Below are 14265 nucleotides of genomic sequence, written 5' to 3'. Positions count from 1 at the left end.
CTGTCGCCGCACTTCCGAGTCGGCCCTCGCAGGGAGGACGTCACTCGATATGACAGGTTCGGACACCACTGACCGGCAACCGCGTGTACGTACCGAGTGGCCGCTGGACGCGTTGCGCACCGAGCTCACCGAGCGGGTGGCCGGGGAGGTGCGGTTCGACTCCGGTAGTCGCGCGGCCTACTCCACCGACGCCTCCAACTATCGTGCGGTCCCGATCGGTGTGGTGGTGCCACGCACGCCCGAGGATGCCGCCCTCGCGATCGGTGTCTGCAGTGCCCGCGATGTGCCGGTGGTCTCGCGCGGTGGTGGCACCAGCCTGGCCGGCCAGAGTTGTAATACCGCCGTGGTCATCGACTGGAGCAAGTACTGCACCCGGGTGGTGTCGATGGACCGGGACGCCGGCACGGTCGTGATCGAACCGGGTATCGCGCTGGACCGGCTCAACACCCAACTCGCGGAGACCGGCCTGATGGTCGGGCCGAAACCCTCGACCCATGTCAGCTGCACCCTCGGCGGCATGATCGGCAACAACTCCTGCGGCTCCACCGCGCAGGCCTACGGCAAAACCGTCGATGCCGTACGGCGTCTTGAAATTCGCACCTACGACGGCTTCCGCGCCTGGGTCGGCCCCGGCGACGCCGTGGAAACCGATGATCCGCGAGCCGGTGACCTGGTGGCGCGGCTGCACACCATCGCCGCGGACTACGCCGCCGATATCCGCGCGAAGTATCCCCGGATCCCGCGCCGGGTCTCGGGGTACAACCTGGATTCGCTTCTCCCGGAATACGGCTTCGACCTGGCCAAACTCTTGGTCGGGAGCGAGAGCACACTGGTAAGCGTGCTGCGTGCGGAGATCGCGCTGGTACCGCGCCCGCCGGCGACGGCACTGACCGTGCTCGGCTTCGCGGATATCTACCGCGCCGCGGACGCGGTGCCGATGATCCTGGCGCACCGGCCGGCCGCCCTCGAAGGTCTCGATCACCGCTTGATCCAGCTCGAGCACACCCGCCATCTCGCCGAACCCGCGCTACGGCAACTGCCGGACGGGTCCGCGTACCTGATGGTGCAGTTCGACGCCGACGACCGGGACGAGGCCGACCGCCGGGCATGCGCGATGGCCGAGGAGCTCGGCCGCCGCACCAGCGCCCGTTCGACCATGCTGGACGATCCACAACGCGAAGCCGAACTGTGGGCGGCCCGCGAAGCCGGACTCGGCGCGACCGCCTATCCGCCGCGCGGGGCCGAAACCCACGAGGGGTGGGAGGACGCCGCGGTGCCGCCGGAGCGGCTCGGCGGGTATCTGCGTGATTTCGATCGGTTGTTGACCCGCTTCGGGTACGAATCGTCCTCGCTGTACGGGCATTTCGGGCACGGCTGTGTGCACACCCGTATTCCGTTCGATCTGCGCACCGCCGCGGGAATCGCGAACTACCGCGCGTTCGCCGAGGACAGCGCACGGCTGGTGGTCTCCTACGGCGGCTCGTTGTCCGGTGAGCACGGGGACGGACAATCCCGCGGCGAGCTGCTGCCGATCATGTTCGGGGAGCGGCTGGTCGAGGCATTCCGGCAGGTGAAATCGGTCTTCGATCCCCGCAACCGGATGAACCCGGGCAAAGTGGTCGATCCGCACCGCCTCGATCAGGATCTGCGGCAGGGCAGTGCGTATCGGCCGTGGGAGCCGGCCACCCATTTCGCCTTTCCGGACGACGACCATCGGTTCAGCGTGGCCGCCGCGCGCTGTGTGGGCGTCGGGAAATGCCGTGGCGACAGTGGCGGCGTGATGTGCCCCAGCTACCGGGCGACCCGTGAAGAGGAGCATTCGACCCGTGGGCGGGCCCGGGTGCTGTTCGAAATGCTCAACGGTGAGGTGATCACCGCCGGCTGGCGGTCCACCGAGGTCCGCGACGCCCTCGATCTGTGTCTGGCGTGCAAGGGGTGCCGCAGCGATTGCCCCGTCGATGTCGATATGGCGACCTACAAAGCCGAGTTCCTCGCCCACCACTACCGGTGGCGGCCGCGGCCGATGGCCCACTATTCGATGGGCTGGATCCCGCTGTGGGCCCGGCTGGCCACCGGTGCCGCGCCCGTGGCCAACGCGCTCACCCACGCCCGCGGGCTGCGGCGGCTCGTCGCCCGGGCCGGCGGACTCGACCCCCGGCGGGAACTGCCCCGCTTCGCCTCCGCCCGATTCACCGAAACCTTCCGCGGCTCGGCCACGGCCGCCGATAACCGGCCCACCGTGCTGCTGTGGCCGGACACCTTCACCAACAACTTCGAACCGGATATCGCCTGGGCGGCGGTGCAGGTCCTGGACGCGGCGGGTTTCCGGGTCGAAGTGCCGCCGCGGACGGCGTGCTGTGGACTCACCTGGATCTCCACCGGCCAGCTGGCCACCGCCGAACGGGTCCTGGCCCGCACCCTGCGCATCCTGGAGCCGCAACTGCGCGCGGGTACGCCCATCGTCGCACTGGAACCTAGCTGCGCCGCGGTTTTCCGGGCCGACCTGCCCGAACTGCTCGACGGTGACGAGGACGCACACCGCCTCGCCGCCCAGACCCACACCCTCGCCGAAATACTGACCCGGCACGCGCCGGAGTGGATGCCGCCCGCCGTGGGCGCCACGACCATGGTGCAGCCGCATTGCCATCAGCACGCCGTTCTGGGACTCGACCGTGACCGTGAGCTGCTCGGGTACACGGGGACCCGGGTGGAGGTGCTCGATGCCGGATGCTGCGGTCTGGCCGGTAATTTCGGGTTCGAGCGCGGCCATTACGAGGTCTCCGTCGCGTGCGCGGAGGATGCGCTGCTGCCGGCGCTCGGCGGCCGGGCCCCGGGTACCGAGGTACTGGCGGACGGTTTCAGCTGCCGCACCCAGATCCGCCAGCTCGCCCCCGACGTCCGTCCGCGCCATCTGGCCGAACTGCTCGCCGCAGCCTTCGCCGACCCGGGCCGCCGATGACCCGCGACTTCCGTATCGACGAGTCCGTGGAGGTCGGGGTCTACCGTTTCCCGACCCCCGGACCCGAATCCGACGGCACCTTGACCTGGGACGCCACCACCGCGGCCACCGTCGAACTCGGCGCGGGCGAGGTGCGCGGCCTGGGCTGGAGCTACACCGGCCCGGCCGCGGCCGCCGTCATCACCCATGAACTGGCCCCGATACTGCGCGGCCGCCACCCGTTCGACATACCCGGTATTCGCGCCGACCTGCGGCGCGCCTGCCGCAATACCGGCACAGCGGCGCTGGTGGCGCACGCGTTGAGTGCGGTGGATATCGCGCTGTGGGATCTGAAGGCACGGGTCCTGGACGTGCCGCTGTCGGCGCTGTTCGGCGCCGTCCGGACCGCGACCCCCGTCTACGGGTCCGGCGGTTTCACCGATCTCTCCGATACCGCGCTGGCCGACCAGATCACCGGCTGGCTGGCGGCCGGCTGCCGCAATATCAAGATCAAGATCGGACAGGACCGGGGAACCGCTGTCGACCGCGATCTGTACCGCGTCGAGCAGGCCGGCGAGCTGCTCGACGGACGCGCTCGGCTCATGGTCGACGCCAACGGCGGTTACTCGACGGGCTCGGCGCGCCGGGTCGGCGGTGAATTGGACCGGCTCGGCGTCATCTGGTTCGAGGAACCGGTCACCAGCGACGATCCGGACGGATTGGCCCTGATCCGCGCGTCGGTGCGCGCGGATGTGGCGGCCGGTGAGTACATCTACACCTCCTACGACGCGGTGCGGCTCGTCGGCGTCGTCGACTGCCTGCAATTGGATCTCACTCGCTGCGGCGGCTACAGCGGCTTCCTCGAATGCGCCGCGCTCGCCACTGCCCACGGCACGCCGGTTTCGGCACACTGCGCGCCCGCCCTGCACGCACCGGTCACCGCGGCCGTGCCCCATCTTCGTCACCTGGAGTGGTTCATCGACCACGCCCGCCTGGAACCGCTCCTGGTCGACGGCGCCCCTGAGGTGAGTGGCGGCCTGCTCCCGGCGCCGGGGGAGCGGCCGGGCCACGGGATGACCGTCGCCGCGACCGCCGCCCCGTTCCGGCTCTCAGTGCCGGCGTAGCCGGGCGGCCAGCGATTCGGCGCCCCGGGCCAGCCACGTCTGCGGAGACCGCCAGTGCGCCCGGGTATCGAAACGCCCGTGCGCGCCGAAGTCGGCGCCCGCGGCGTCGTCGAGGGGCTCCCACAGGTTGCCGGCCCGGGCGGTGTCGCGGGCCTCGGTCTGCTGCGCCGAGTAACCCGTCCGCGCCAGGTACCGGTCGAGCACCGCGGGTGCCAATCGCTGACCGAGCACGGTGCCGACCGTACTGGCCCCCACCCAGTACTGTTTACGCCGCGGGTGGGCCGCGGCGAACACGATCGCGTCCGCGACGACTTCGGGCTGATAGATCGGTGGGACCGGCTGCGGACGGTTCGGCAGCCGCGAGCGCACCCAGGAGAACTGCGGGGTGTTCACCGCCGGCGCCTGCACGATCGTGAGGTGGATACCGCTGTGTTCGTGCAGCAGTTCCACCCGGACCGCCTCGACGAATCCATCGACGCCGTGTTTGGCGCCGCAGTACGCCGATTGCAGCGGAATCGACCGTTTGCCCAGTGCCGAGCCCACCTGGACGATCGCGCCCCGGTCGCGCCGGCGCATCCGGGACAGCGCCACCATCACCCCGTGCACCGACCCCAGGTAGGTGACCTCGGTGACCCGCCGGAAATCGTCCGGCGTGATCTGCGTAAGCGGCGCGAACACCGTGGCGAATGCCGAGTTCACCCATACGTCGATCGGCCCGAATTCGGCTTCGCCCCGGTCCGCGGCCGCCGCCACCGCCCCGAAATCGGCGACATCGGTACTGATCGGCAATGCCCGTCCACCGGCCGCGCGGACCTCTTCCGCGGCGGCGGTCAACCCGGTGACTCCGCGCGCGAGCAATGTGATCGAGGCGCCGTCGGCGGCGAACCGGCGCACGGTCGCGCGGCCGATGCCACCACTGGCGCCGGTGACCACCACATGTGAACCGGCCATCTCGTCTCCTTTCCTCCGCGTCGCGATCGCCGGTCGCGGTCGGTTCGCGTCATTTCTCGGGCGGAGCCAGCCGAATCGCCGATTCCAGCAGCATCGCGTGGACGAATGCCTGCGGTAGGTTGCCGCGCAACTGGCGCTGGCGGATATCGAACTCCTCGGCGAAGAGCCCGGGTGTACCGCAGGCGGCGCGGTTGCGCTCGAAGAACCGCATCGCGGTCACCGGGCGTCCGAGCTGGGCCGCGGCCATCGCCATGGTGAACCCACAGAAGAGGAACGCGCCCTCGGTGGCCTCCAGCGCCCGCTCGTCGTGCCGGAAGCGGTACACGTAGAAGTCATCGCACAACTGCGCCGACACGGCGTCGAAGGTGGCCGGGTAGCGCGGGTCGTCGACGGGTAGCGCGCCGCGGATCATCGGCAGCAGGAGTGCGGCGTCCACACCCGGGAGATCCGGCGCACGCTGCCAGCGACCGCTCGGATGCAATCCGTCGCGCGCCGCGGAGGCGATCAGGGTATCCGCGAGCGCACTGCACACCGGTGCGTCCGCTCCGGTCGCGGCACAGGCCGCCACCGCACGCAAACCGGCCGCGCAGGTCAGCCGCGAATGGGTCCAGTGCCGGTTGTCGAGTTCCCAGATCCCGGCATCGGGCCGGTCGTGCTGTTCGGCGATCACCGATACCGCCACCTGCACGGTGCGCCGATGCTCCTCGGTCAGCCGGTCACCGCGGCCCGCCGCGGCCAGCAGCAGCAGGATCTCCCCGAAGGTGTCCAACTGGAACTGGTCGCACACCCGGTTGCCGGTCAGCGGCTCGGCGCCGGGATAGCCCGGCATGTCCAGCGGGTGCGGTGTCGGCACCGGGGCCCCGCTCACGGTGTAGGCGGGTGCCAGCCGGGCGCCCTCGGCGCGCAGGCGTTCGGTGACGAAATCGACCATATTGTCGAGCAACCGGGTGCCTCCCGCGGCGGCGACGGCTTGTCCGGCGAGGCACTGGTCCCGGATCCACACGTACCGGTAGTCGTAGTTCTCGCCCTGATCGGCGCGTTCGGGCAGGCTCGTGGTGGCGGCGGCGACCATCCCGCCGCTGTCGGCGGTCATGCCGCGTAGTACCGCGTACGCGTGGCCGGCGTCGCGGTCGGCCACCGTGGGCGGCGGATCCGGTGTATGCCGCCGCCACCCCTCTTCGGTCTCGTCCCAGAGGAACTCCGGATCCGGTGGCTGTGGGGCCAGCCGGCCCGCGGTCAGTTCCAGAACCAGATCGTGGTGGCCGCCGGCGGGCACGGTGATCCGACCGGTCCAGAACGGACCGCCGGGTCCGTCGTCCGGCGCCGCCCCGCCCGCGCCGGACCAGCGCAGCCGTAGTGGCCCGAGGCGAGCGGTCCAGACACCGTCGTGGTCGCGGGTGGGTTCACGCGGTGGGTCCGCGCCGAACCCGGCGGCCGGGGCGAGCACCACCTCGACTTCGGCATCGCCGTGCACAGCGACGATCCGCCGCAGCAGTACCGCCTGCCTCGACCACCCGGGGAAAGCCAGCGCTTCACGGCTCTCGATCACCGAGGAACCGGCGACCCAGCGCGAACGCCAGATCAACGAGCCCGGCTCGTAGTAGCCGCCCCAGACGAACGGCCCGGTCGGGGCCACCGTGTACACCCCGTGCCCGCCCAGCAGCGAGGCGAAGACCGCGTCACTGTCCCAGTCGGGGGCACACATCCAGGAGATATCCCCCCCGGGGCCCCACGAGCGCGCCGCGTTGCCCATCGGCGAGTAGCGCGTACTCCCGCAATACATGCGGTGAGGTGCCCGACAGCCCGTTCACGTCGGCCGTGTACCACCCTCGCCGTCGGATAACCACCGCTCGGCAACCGGCCGCTGTCCCGCAGCGTCGACCCGTTCGCGAGCACCAGGGGGCGGTGATGCCGGCACCGGCTTCCGGCTTGCCGGGTGCCCCGCCGATCATTCGACGTGTACATACTCGGCCACGACCGGGTCAGGGTGTGACGATGGCGAAGTTCCGGTCGGGGGTGTCGAGCAATTCCTTCAACTGCGCCAGTATCCCGGGGTTCCCGGTGACACCGATACTCCCGGCCCGGACCGCCTCGCCGACATCCCGGCCCGCCAGCAGCACCCCGAGCAGCGTCGCCCGGGTGAGCGCGAACGAGGCGTCGGGCGCGGGCCCGCGGTGCCCGGCGGGCAGATCGTAATGAACGAGCACGCCGTTGCGCAGTTCCATCCGGTGCGTGCGCTGTTCGTCGCTGATCCGCCAATCCACGATCATCCGCCGATCCCAGGCCGCGGGGCCATCGAGACGGACGGCGAGGGCGTCGAAGACCATGTCGACGGTGAGGGCCTGCGCAGTCCCGCGTTGTCCGAGGTGGCCGGCGTGCCGAACGGTCCATTCCGTAGCTCCTCCGCGCCGGAGAGACTCGGCTACGGCGCCGAGAGTGCCACCTGCAACTGTTTCGCCGGCCGTGGCTATCGCTCGGGTCGCGTCTCCGGGATTCGGTGGTCGCGCTCGGAGGTGATCAGAACTCGATGCGCAGCGTCTCGCTGATCGGCCGGGCCTGGCAGGCGAGAATATAGCCGTCGGCAATGTCCTCCTCGTCGAGGACCGATGCGTTACCCATCTCGACCTCGCCCGCTCGCACCGTGCAGGCGCACGAGCCGCATTCGCCCTCGCGGCATGAGAAGGGCACATTCAATCCCTCGGACAGCAGCACATCGACCAGCGTCGCCGTGCGCGGCCAGCGGAGCTCGTGCTCCACTCCGTCGAGAGCGACCGAGACGGTCGCCGCGCCGGCGGAATCCTCGGCGGACTCGGCGAGCGCGACCTCGGCGAACGGGTCGCCCGACAGTGAGGTGAAGGTTTCGGCGTGTACCCGGTTGCGGGGAACACCCGCGCGGGCCGCCGCCTCGTGGACGGCGTCCATGAACGGTTTCGGGCCACACAGGTAGATCGAGTGATCCCGATGTGCCGCGATCAGGGCGGCCAGGTGCACGGCGGTGGGCAGGCCCTGCACACTCTCGAGCCAGTGCGTGACCGAGAGCCGGTCGCTGTGTCGGGCGGCCAGTTCACGGAGTTCGCGCGCGAAGATGACCCCTTTCTCGTCCCGGTTGGCGTAGACGAGCGTCACCCGGCCCGATCCCTGTGTCAGCGCCGATTTCAGAATCGAGATCACCGGAGTGATACCGCTACCCGCGGCGAACAGGAGCAGATCATCGTCCAGGTCCGCGGGCGTGAACAGGCCCGCGGGCGGAAGGACTTCGATCGTATCCCCCGCGACCACGTTGTCGCACAGCCAGTGGGAGGCGTAGCCGTCCCGGGTGCGCTTGATGGTCACCTTTGGTGGTTCCCCGGCGTACGGTGAACTCGCCAGCGAGTAGCACCGGGCCACCGAACCGGTCCGGTCGCTCGGGATGCGCAAAGTCAGGAACTGACCCGGTCGGTAGCCGAACCGGTCTCGGTGGTCTGCGGGGACATCGAATACCAGCGACCGCGCGTCGTCGGTTTCCTCCACCACCGCCGCCACGGTCAGCAGGACCGACCGTGAGCTCCGCGGCGATTCGGCGGTTTTCGGCGTCTCGATTGCGGTCATCGCGGCTGTTGCCTTTCCACTCCGGCGAATACGGCCTTCCCGGCCGGGATGCCCGGGGTGCCGTTCTCGACCACTTCGACGGCGATCCGCGCCCGGTAGGGGGCGTCGGCGAGGGCGTGGCCGCGAACGACGTGCCGCCGGAGTGCTCCGCGGCCGCGCTCATCGCCCGGGTCGGTGTTCATGAGGAAGAGGGTGCCAGGCGATCGCGGGCACGACAGTGCCGCTTCCGTTGAGCGAGAAAGCGGACTCCTCGTCCGGCGGAGGCTTCCACTGAGCGAGAGGACGGTGGGAACCGCCACCGGCCGGCCATACGCTCACAGCGTCGACGCAGTCGGAGCCCTCGACCGCACGACGGAACCGGAGGTAGGTCTTGACCATGGAGTCGGTGTCGCCGGCCGCGATGCGCAGTGCATTGAGCCATTTCGCCAGCGGGGTGACCGTGGTGACGGGGCGGGACGCACAGGGCCCGGTCGGGTTCGCCTGCCAGTCGTTCGCGTCGGTCTCGCTCGACCCGCCGCTCATTCTCTTCTGCGCCGACCATCGGGGTCGCTCCTGGCCGCGGATCCGCGCGTCCGGACTGTTCACCGTCAATGTGCTCACCGAGGACCAGGCCGACCTGTGCGCGCGGTTCGGTTCGCGCGACGGGCGCAAGTTCGACGGACTCGACTGCGAAACCTCGAAGTGGTCGACTCCCTCACTGCCCGGTGTGCTCATGCGGGTGCACGCCGAGGTGTCCGAGGTGCACCGGGCCGGAGATCACGATGTGGTGATCGGCCGGGTACTGGAGTTGGAAACCGTCGCCCGGAAAGCTCCGATGATCTTCTTCCGGGGCAAATTCGGAATCGATCCGCGCGCGGATCTGCTCAGCGCCTAGGAAGGTGTGCTCAGCCATGTCGGAACCTACGTCGAATCGACTTCCACCCGGCCTCTCCGCTGCCGACGCCGCGCTGGCCACCGAAGAGATCAAGCGCGTCTTCGCGGCCCGGCTGCGATATATGGACACCAAGCAGTGGCACAGGTACGCCGGACTGCACACCGAGGATGTGATCAGCGAGACCTGGGGCGGGATACCCGACGACAAACAACCCCGCAGTGGCGGCACCGCGAACCGCGTGGTCGGCAACCAGGTCCTGGCCGATACGATCCGCGCCCTGCTCGACGGTCCGGTGCCGGTGACCACGGTGCATCACGGGCACACCCCGGAGATCGAGTTCACCTCTGCCACCACCGCCCGCGGTGTCTGGGCGATGGAAGACCTGCTCTGGTGGTCCGAGGGCGACGAGGAGTTGCACCTGCACGGCTACGGCCACTATCACGAGGAATACCGCAAGGTGGCCGGGCGGTGGCTGATCGGCTACCGCAAACTCACCCGCCTGCGGGTCGATGCCCCGCCGGATTTCTTCCGTTTCACGAAAGCCCTGTGACCCGTGATGACCGAGCATCACGCGGCCTTGTTCCGGCCGCTGACCATCCGTTCCCTGGAACTGCCGAACCGGATCGTCATGTCCGCCATGACCCGGTCGGCGTCACCCGCCGGTGTTCCGGGCCCCGAGGTCGCCCGGTACTACCGGCGCCGTGCCGCGGGCGGGACCGGCCTGATCGTCACCGAGGGCGTCGCCATCGATCACCCTGCCGCGGTCGACAACCCGCGGGTGCCCCGCATGTACGGCGCCGACGCGCTGGCCGGGTGGCGGACTGTGGTCGACGAGGTGCACGCGGCGGGCGGCCGGATCGTTCCGCAGCTCTGGCACGTCGGACCGCTCTGGGGTGCGATGAGCGCGGTCGACCCGGCGATCACACCGATGCGGCCGTCCGGGCGCTGGGGTACCGCGGGCACCACATCCTATCCCGACGACTATGTCGCGCGGGCCGCCCCGCTCACGCGGCCGATGACCGACGACGACATCGCCGACGTTGTCGCGGCCTTTGCGCGCGCCGCGGTCAGCGCGGCCGAGATCGGCTTCGACGGTATCGCGCTGCACGGTGGTCACGGCTACCTGCTGGATTCGTTCCTCTGGCACGACACCAACACCCGGGACGACCGGTGGGGCGGTGATCCATTGGCGCGCAGTCGGTTTCCCGCCCGGGTGGTGGCGGCCGTCCGCGAGGCCGTCGGCGTCGAGCTACCCATCTTCTTCCGCTTCTCCCAGCACAAACAGCAGGACTACACCGCCCGCATCGCCGAGACCCCCGACGAGCTACAGGTGATCCTGGGGTCGCTGGCCGAGGCGGGAGTGGATGTTTTCGACGCCAGCATCCGGCGCTTCGATCTGCCGGCGTTCGAGGGCAGTGACCTGTCGCTGGCCGGATGGGCCAAAAAACTCACGGGCGCGCATGCGATGGCGGTGGGCAGTGTGGGCCTCGGAAAGCCGCTGCGCGACAGCCGGATCGAGGGTGCCGCAGGTGTGGTCGACAATATCGGCGAGGTGGAACGCCGCATCACCACCGGTGAGTTCGACCTGATCGCGATCGGACGCATGCATCTCGCCGACCCGGCGCTGGCGACGACGCTGCGTACCGGAGCGCCGCTGACACCGTTCGATCGCGCTGTCCACGAAGGCAGCCTGTACTGACCCGGAGGTAGCGGGTCCGGCGCTCGGCCGGCGAACCACCGGCGCCGGCCCGCCGGAACAGCAGCCCGGCGGCCGTTCAACGGCCCGCGCGGCCGAGCAGGTCCCGGGCAGCCGCACTACCGTCCAGCAGGCGCGCGGTGCGGCGCCGGATCAGCCACGTGCCCTCGGTGCGGACGAGTTCGAAGCGGTTGGCGGTGACCCGCCACACCCGGAACGAATCCGCACTGGCGTCGCGGCGCAGCAGCAGCGAATGACAGGTCGCCACCGCGGTGTCGCCATCGATCCGGATGTGTACGGGATCGAGCAGGTGCCCGCAGCCTTCGTGGATGTAGTCCTGATGTGGTGCGGTGCGTACCATCTCGGTGATCGCGTCGCGTCCTTCCATCACCCGGATATCGATGTCGTACACGGCGTCCTCGGCCCACAACCGGCCGACGGCGTCGGCGTCACCGGCGTCCACGGCGGGTCCGTAGGCGGTGAGCACGTCGTGGACAGCGGCTCTGTCCTCGAGAGCCCGCACCCGGTCGAGCAAGGTGGCCACCAGGTCCGCGGTGTCGGTCATATCGATCCTCTCCGAAGCCTCCGGGCACCCGTGCGGGCGGCCCGGTCTCCTGTTCTACCGATATCGCCGGCGGGGAACCTCGAGCCTTCCGCTCAACGGAAACCCGGGTGTGCCGCCACCTCGTTGCTGCCATGTTTGTCGAATCGCATCCCGCGTTCCGCGCGGGCCGACAATTCGTTTCCCACCGGTCTCGCCGAGGAACACAGGTTTCCCGGTCCTCGGCAGGGCGCATTCCAGGAGATTCATATGGGCCAGGTATTGGACAGCATCATGGCGCACGCGGAGGAGATCCGCGCCGGAGCCGCCGAAGGCGAGGTGCTGATGCGGCTGCCCGACGCGACCGCGAAACATCTGCGCGACTCCGGCATCGTGCGCATGTTCCAGCCGAAGGAGTACGGCGGTGCGGAAGGTCATCCCCGCGAGGCCGCCGAAACCGTCATGGCTCTCGGTGCCCTCGACGGCGCCGCGGGGTGGGTGGCGGGCATCGTCGGCGTACATCCGTGGGAACTGGCCTTCTTCGATCCCCGGGCGCAGGAGGAGATCTGGGGTGCGGATAACGATATGTGGATGGCCTCGCCGTACGCGCCGATGGGCATCGCGGTTCCGGTCGAGGGCGGATACATCCTCAACGGCCGCTGGTCATTCTCCTCGGGCACCGATCACTGTGGCTGGATCATGATCGGCGCCGCCGTCGGCGACAAGGACGGTAACCGTACCGGCGCCGTGCTCCATGTGGTGCTGCCACGTTCGGACTATCGGATCGACCACGACAGCTGGAACGTGCTCGGCCTGCGTGGCACCGGTTCGAAGGATTTGATCGTCGAGAACGCCTTCCTTCCGGAACATCGCACGATCGACGCCGATATCGTGCTCAGCGGTAACGGCTGGCGGCACGCGGGCCGCGACGAGACGCTGTATCGCTTCCCGTTCTCGTGCATATTCCCGCTGGGCATCACCTCGTCGCTGATCGGGATGACCGAGGGCGCGCTCGCCTGCTATATCGCGGCGCAGCGGGAGCGCGTGCAGGTCACCGGCGTACCCATCAAAGAAGATCCCTACGTCCTGTTCGCCGTCAGCGAGGCGGCGGCGGAGATCGCCGCGGCCCGGCTCGCCCTGCTCGAGACGGTCGACCGGTTCTGGGACAAGACCGAGCGCGGCGAGGAGATCGGTTTCGAGGAACGCGCGATCGGCCGGCGCACCCAGATCTCCGCGGCGTGGCGCGCGGTGCGGGCGATGGACGAGGTCTTCGCCCGGGCGGGTGGTGCGGCGGTGCATCTGAAGACACCGATGCAGCGGTTCTGGCGCGATGCCCATGTCGGCCTGACGCACGCCATTCATGTCCCCGGCCCGACCTACCACGCGGCGGCGCTCGCGCAGCTGGGCGGTGACCCGCAGGGCCCGTACCGCGCAATGATCTGATATCCCTTCCACTTTCGAGGACGAAACAATGACCGAACTCCCCAGGACAGAACTCCGCGGTCTCGGGTATCTCCGGGTCCAGACCCGGGATATCGCGCGCTGGCGTGAGCTGCTCGTCGACGGCCTCGGCATGGCCGTCGGCTCCGGTCCCGACCGGGATGGGCTGTACGCCCGCATCGACGAACGCCGCGCGCGCATCGCCATCCTGCCCGGCGATTCCGATAAGGCATTGGCCGTCGGCTGGGAAGTGCGTGACGAGTTCGCGCTCCAGCGGGTGCGCGAAGCCGTGGCGGAATCCGGGCACGCCGTCGAGGTGCTGTCGCGACAGCAATGCGCGTATCTGGATGTGGAGGAGGCCATCGCGTTCGATGATCCGGCCGGGACACGCCTCGAGGTGTTCTTCGGCCCGGTTCTCGATCACAGCCCACTGGTGACCCCGTTCGCCGGACGGTGGGTGACCGGGGCGCACGGCCTGGGCCATGTGGTGCTGCCCTCGGCGAAGTTCGCCGAATCGTATGACTTCTACACCCGGGTACTGGGCTTTCTGCCCCGAGGCTCGATCCGGTTGGACGACGAGGGGCTGAGCCGGGTGCGGTTCCTCGGCATCAACCGCCGCCACCACAGCCTCGCGCTGTGCCCGGCCCCGCCCACGGCCGAGCCGGGGCTGGTACACCTGATGACCGAGGTGGACACTCTCGATGCGGTCGGCCGGGCACTGGATCGGGTGAACCGGCAGAAGTTCTCGATCTCCTCCACCCTGGGCAGGCATACGAACGACAAGATGATCTCGTTCTATGTCCGCGCTCCCGGCGGCTGGGATCTCGAGTTCGGCACCGAGGGCATGCTCGTGGACGAGCGCTACTACACGTCCGAGGAGATCACCGCGGATGCGTACTGGGGCCATGATCAGTCGGGCGCCGAGCCGTTGAAAGCGTTCATCCCGACGGTCGGCTGAATCGCGCACGGCCCCGGCCCGTGAAGAGCACCGCGACCCTGGTCGCGGTGCTCTTCTGTGTCCTTGTCCCGCTGGGATGAACGGCCTCTGGAGGGCCCACGGGCGCGCAGGTAGCATTCATATTGATTGTCTGATCAATCAATATGCGTAGCCAC

General features: G+C 69.4%; 12 protein-coding genes and 1 pseudogene. 7 read left to right on the top strand and 6 right to left on the bottom strand.

All coding sequences use genetic code 11. The features are described 5' to 3' along the window. Positions 1-49: 49 nt before the first annotated feature. A complete protein-coding gene (locus ACQPYS_RS16970; RefSeq protein ID WP_433490130.1) occupies positions 50-2959 on the top strand; it encodes an FAD-binding and (Fe-S)-binding domain-containing protein in 2910 nt (969 codons plus the stop codon). Next, entirely contained in the window at positions 2956-4062 is a 1107-nt protein-coding gene (locus tag ACQPYS_RS16965) for an enolase C-terminal domain-like protein (RefSeq protein WP_433490129.1), read from the top strand. Before ACQPYS_RS16970 ends, ACQPYS_RS16965 begins: the two co-directional genes overlap by 4 nt. Here ACQPYS_RS16965 and ACQPYS_RS16960 read toward each other — a convergent pair. From ACQPYS_RS16960 to ACQPYS_RS16940, 5 genes and pseudogenes are all read right to left on the bottom strand, one after another. Then, complete coding sequence (locus ACQPYS_RS16960) at positions 4048-5013, bottom strand: SDR family oxidoreductase (protein ID WP_433490128.1); 966 nt, start codon at positions 5011-5013, stop codon at positions 4048-4050. The genes ACQPYS_RS16965 and ACQPYS_RS16960 overlap by 15 nt on opposite strands. A 49-nt stretch (positions 5014-5062) precedes the next feature. Next, positions 5063-6824, bottom strand: a pseudogene (locus ACQPYS_RS16955) (glycoside hydrolase family 15 protein). Between the two features lie 171 nt (positions 6825-6995). Then, positions 6996-7598, bottom strand: coding sequence for an alkyl sulfatase C-terminal domain-containing protein (locus ACQPYS_RS16950; protein ID WP_433490127.1), 603 nt, complete (start codon positions 7596-7598; stop codon positions 6996-6998). Then, entirely contained in the window at positions 7531-8601 is a 1071-nt protein-coding gene (locus ACQPYS_RS16945; RefSeq protein WP_433490126.1) for a 2Fe-2S iron-sulfur cluster-binding protein, read from the bottom strand. Before ACQPYS_RS16945 ends, ACQPYS_RS16950 begins: the two co-directional genes overlap by 68 nt. After that, positions 8598-8783, bottom strand: coding sequence for a hypothetical protein (locus ACQPYS_RS16940; protein WP_431937781.1), 186 nt, complete (start codon positions 8781-8783; stop codon positions 8598-8600). Before ACQPYS_RS16940 ends, ACQPYS_RS16945 begins: the two co-directional genes overlap by 4 nt. Before the next feature lie 194 nt (positions 8784-8977). Between ACQPYS_RS16940 and ACQPYS_RS16935 the strand changes: the two genes are divergently transcribed. Genes ACQPYS_RS16935 through ACQPYS_RS16925 form a run of 3 tightly spaced genes read left to right on the top strand, consistent with a single transcriptional unit; the run spans position 8978 to position 11174 of the window. Then, positions 8978-9475 (top strand): flavin reductase family protein, encoded by a 498-nt coding sequence (locus ACQPYS_RS16935; protein ID WP_063034868.1) that lies wholly within the window; start codon positions 8978-8980, stop codon positions 9473-9475. A 16-nt stretch (positions 9476-9491) separates the two neighbouring features. Then, positions 9492-10025, top strand: a complete 534-nt coding sequence (locus ACQPYS_RS16930; RefSeq protein ID WP_433490125.1) for a nuclear transport factor 2 family protein — start codon at positions 9492-9494, stop codon at positions 10023-10025. Between the two features lie 6 nt (positions 10026-10031). Beyond that, on the top strand, positions 10032-11174 hold the full coding sequence (locus ACQPYS_RS16925; protein WP_431937783.1) for a 12-oxophytodienoate reductase: 1143 nt from the start codon (positions 10032-10034) through the stop codon (positions 11172-11174). A gap of 76 nt (positions 11175-11250) precedes the next feature. Here ACQPYS_RS16925 and ACQPYS_RS16920 read toward each other — a convergent pair whose 3' ends face one another. After that, complete coding sequence (locus ACQPYS_RS16920; protein WP_433490124.1) at positions 11251-11736, bottom strand: nuclear transport factor 2 family protein; 486 nt, start codon at positions 11734-11736, stop codon at positions 11251-11253. A gap of 246 nt (positions 11737-11982) precedes the next feature. Between ACQPYS_RS16920 and ACQPYS_RS16915 the strand changes: the two genes are divergently transcribed. Further along, positions 11983-13155 (top strand): acyl-CoA dehydrogenase family protein, encoded by a 1173-nt coding sequence (locus ACQPYS_RS16915; protein WP_063034998.1) that lies wholly within the window; start codon positions 11983-11985, stop codon positions 13153-13155. A gap of 28 nt (positions 13156-13183) precedes the next feature. Next, on the top strand, positions 13184-14110 hold the full coding sequence (bphC, locus tag ACQPYS_RS16910) for a biphenyl-2,3-diol 1,2-dioxygenase (protein WP_433490123.1): 927 nt from the start codon (positions 13184-13186) through the stop codon (positions 14108-14110). Positions 14111-14265: the final 155 nt, after the last annotated feature.

This window comes from Nocardia grenadensis, from assembly GCF_050942415.1.
In the GTDB taxonomy this organism is placed as follows: Bacteria; Actinomycetota; Actinomycetes; order Mycobacteriales; family Mycobacteriaceae; genus Nocardia; species Nocardia grenadensis.
Note: the sequence above shows the minus strand (reverse complement) of the source record. Positions and strands in the feature narration are given on the sequence as shown.

What these genes read in the sequence shown, in the direction of transcription:
- bphC (WP_433490123.1), top strand. Translation starts at nt 13,184, where the DNA reads ATGACCGAACTCCCCAGGACAGAACTCCGCGGTCTCGGGTATCTCCGG.
- ACQPYS_RS16930 (WP_433490125.1), top strand. Translation starts at nt 9,492, where the DNA reads ATGTCGGAACCTACGTCGAATCGACTTCCACCCGGCCTCTCCGCTGCC.
- ACQPYS_RS16935 (WP_063034868.1), top strand. Translation starts at nt 8,978, where the DNA reads ATGGAGTCGGTGTCGCCGGCCGCGATGCGCAGTGCATTGAGCCATTTC.
- ACQPYS_RS16965 (WP_433490129.1), top strand. Translation starts at nt 2,956, where the DNA reads ATGACCCGCGACTTCCGTATCGACGAGTCCGTGGAGGTCGGGGTCTAC.
- ACQPYS_RS16920 (WP_433490124.1), bottom strand. Translation starts at nt 11,736, where the DNA reads ATGACCGACACCGCGGACCTGGTGGCCACCTTGCTCGACCGGGTGCGG.
- ACQPYS_RS16925 (WP_431937783.1), top strand. Translation starts at nt 10,032, where the DNA reads ATGACCGAGCATCACGCGGCCTTGTTCCGGCCGCTGACCATCCGTTCC.
- ACQPYS_RS16915 (WP_063034998.1), top strand. Translation starts at nt 11,983, where the DNA reads ATGGGCCAGGTATTGGACAGCATCATGGCGCACGCGGAGGAGATCCGC.
- ACQPYS_RS16940 (WP_431937781.1), bottom strand. Translation starts at nt 8,783, where the DNA reads ATGAACACCGACCCGGGCGATGAGCGCGGCCGCGGAGCACTCCGGCGG.
- ACQPYS_RS16960 (WP_433490128.1), bottom strand. Translation starts at nt 5,013, where the DNA reads ATGGCCGGTTCACATGTGGTGGTCACCGGCGCCAGTGGTGGCATCGGC.
- ACQPYS_RS16945 (WP_433490126.1), bottom strand. Translation starts at nt 8,601, where the DNA reads ATGACCGCAATCGAGACGCCGAAAACCGCCGAATCGCCGCGGAGCTCA.
- ACQPYS_RS16970 (WP_433490130.1), top strand. Translation starts at nt 50, where the DNA reads ATGACAGGTTCGGACACCACTGACCGGCAACCGCGTGTACGTACCGAG.